2 protein-coding genes and 1 pseudogene are annotated in these 2983 nt (G+C 47.6%); all 3 read left to right on the forward strand.

Annotated elements, in window-relative coordinates; genetic code table 11:
- Positions 1 to 258, forward strand: a 258-nt coding sequence (locus MICAI_RS27135; protein WP_039900182.1) for a hypothetical protein, incomplete at its 5' end; no start/stop codon positions are given.
- Positions 240 to 941, forward strand: a pseudogene (locus tag MICAI_RS27905) (RNA-guided endonuclease InsQ/TnpB family protein); the annotation flags it as partial. The gene MICAI_RS27135 and the pseudogene MICAI_RS27905, both read left to right, overlap by 19 nt.
- Before the next feature lie 359 nt (positions 942 to 1300).
- Positions 1301 to 2983: solute carrier family 26 protein (locus MICAI_RS13905; RefSeq protein WP_039900183.1), on the forward strand; the 1683-nt coding region annotated here is incomplete at its 3' end.

Raw genomic sequence — 2983 nt, forward strand, 5'->3', positions numbered from 1 at the left:
CAAAGGGTTATCGGAATTTCTGACCTTTCTTCAATCGTTTCAAAATCTTCATTAAAGAGAGGTTCATCTTCCGTCTCAGAGAGGATGCTCTATTATGAAAAGCCAGTTATGATCTCCCGGGAGCAATTGGGTGACATTAGCACTGGGAGAGGAAGGCTATGCTTTCAGATTTACTCAACAAGGGGCAAAAGAGTTTTGGTACAAAATACCAAAACAATAGGGATTGGCAAAATTCTTGAAAAGAAAAAGAATGGTTAGGGGAAGTCTCAGCTATTCCCTGACAACAATCTTTAAGAGACTTAGAACCAGCCTACTCTAAATTTTTTGCCGCCTGTAAAGCGGAAATATAGACAATCAGCAAAATTTACAAAAATTGATAAATTAAAAGTAGTTTAGAGTCGTCCTTTACCATCGGAACCTGGGAAGGTTAAACTTTCTCGTTTTAAAAAGCGGAAATATAGACAATCAGCAAAATGTACAAAAATTGATAAATTAAAAGTAGTTTAGAGTCGTCCTTTACCATCGGAACCTGGGTCGGTCACGGTAATTAAAGACGCAACGGACTGCTATTTTATAAGTTTTGTTGTTGAGATTCAACCCGAAAACTTGCCGACAATGGGCGATTTCTAGGGATTGACTTAAGGATTGCCAGATTTGCAACTCTCTCAACAGGAGAAAAGATAGACGCACCAAAACCTTTAAAGAAACGATTAAAACGATTAAAGAAAGCCCAAAGAAATCTTTGTAGAAAGAAAAAAGGGAGCAAGAGAAGAGAGAAAGCCAGAAAACGAGTAGTTAAAATCCACGCTAAGATTAAAGATACTCAGGCTGATTTCTGGCAGAAACTATTCAATAAAATTGTTCGTGAAAACCAGAGGATAATTTTGGAGTATTTAAATACATCGGGAATGGTTAAAAATTCCAGTGTTCCTAGACTGGTTATAGCAAATTAGTAGTTTCAATGAGCCTAATCCCTTACATAGCCTAGAATCCAACAAAGCAAAAAGCTTTTTTTATTAAAATTGTTTTTTTGAATTCTAGTGAGCCTTACTTGGCAAGACTTGCGTGGATTATTTTCTGCTAAAATATCATGACTACTCTAGAAGAGCCAAAATTCCGAACTATCCCTTGCTATAGACTGTGTCAAGATTAAGACCTGGGCGGATAAATGTCCCGGTTCGGATGCAAGCAAAATAAACTAGAAAGAGCCTGGTTAAACTGGCGAAAAAGTATTCCTACCGCTAGTTGAGCCGGTGGCGAGATTTTCGGGACATTTGCGATGACAGGAGAAGAGATGAGGATGGCGACTCGATTAAATTTTTCTAGCGAGCGGTTTTCCCTACCCGGGTTAAAGCGTCTGCGGTCCTATCGCTCGGCCTGGTTGCGGGGAGATATCATTGCGGGGATCACCGTGGCGGCCTATCTCGTTCCCCAATGTCTGGCCTACGCGGAACTGGCCGGAGTACAACCGATCGCCGGATTATGGGCGATCCTACCGCCGCTGCTTATCTATGCGCTGCTCGGTTCCTCACCACAACTCTCCGTCGGGCCAGAATCGACGACGGCAGTAATGACCGCCGCCGCTATCATGCCCCTCGTCGCGGGAGATAGTAGCAACTACGCCAGTCTCTGTAGTCTATTAGCCCTACTCGTGGGGAGCGTCTGCTGCGTCGCCGCTTTCGCCCGGTTGGGGTTTCTCGCCGATCTCCTTTCCAAACCGATCCTCGTCGGCTACATGGCCGGGGTAGCGGTGATCATGATCGTCGGTCAGTTGGGAAAAATTAGCGGGATGTCACTGAAAGCGGAATCGCTTTTCGGACAGATCGGGGAATTTTCCCGACATTTATCGGAGATTCACCCACCAACTCTGATTCTTGCCGCCGGTGTTTTAATTTTTCTGCTAGTGGTACAACGTCGCTTTCCCAATGCCCCCGGTCCTTTACTGGCGGTTCTACTGGCCACATCGGCAGTATATTTGTTTCATCTGAACGAGCGAGGCATCGCCGTGATCGGGGAAATTCCCGCCGGTTTACCGAGTTTGAAAGTACCGATCGGCTTTTCTCCCCAGCAGTTCGTCTATTTACTCTCCTCGGCCATCGGTATCGCCCTCGTCGGCTATTCCGATAACGTCTTGACCGCGCGGGCCTTCGGGGCGAAAAACGACTATCGCATCGATGGCAATCAGGAATTACTCGCCCTGGGAGCGCTGAATATCGGTAACGGCATCATGCAGGGCTTTCCCGTCAGCAGTAGCGGCAGTCGCACGGCGATCGGCGATTCCCTGGGCAGTCGCTCGCAACTGTTTTCCCTGGTGGCTTTTCTGATCGTAATTTTGGTACTCTTGTTCTTACGCCCGCTACTATCCCTGTTTCCGAAAGCGGCCCTGGGGGCGATCGTAATTTATGCCGCACTCCGTCTGATCGAGATATCGGAGTTCAACCGTCTGCGTTGTTTCAAAACCAGTGAGTTCCGATTGGCGCTCGTCACCATGTTCGGTGTCCTGGCCACCGATATCCTCGTCGGGGTAGGCGTTGCCGTGGGGTTATCGGTGGTCGATCTGTTCACGCGGCTGATGCGACCACACGATGCGGTTTTGGGGGAAGTGCCGAATCTGGCCGGCCTGCACGACATCGAGGATTGGCAGGGCGCAACGACGATCCCCGGATTGGTTCTCTACCGTTACGACGCGCCCCTCTGTTTCGCCAACGCCGAGAATTTTCGCAAACGGGCAATAGCGGCGATCGAAGCGGAGAAAGTCCCCGTCGAGTGGTTCGTTCTCAATGCCGAAGCAATTCTAGATATCGATATTACGGCGGTCGATATGTTGAAAGAATTACATCGAGAATTAATCGGCCGTGGTATTACTTTTGCCATGGCGCGGGTGAAGCAAGATTTATATCAGCAATTAAAAAAAGGAGACCTATCCGAGACGATCTCGACCGAACGTATTTATCCAACCCTAGAAGAAGCGATCGAGGCGTTT

Source organism: Microcystis sp. T1-4 (assembly GCF_000297435.1).
Classification (GTDB): Bacteria; Cyanobacteriota; Cyanobacteriia; order Cyanobacteriales; family Microcystaceae; genus Microcystis.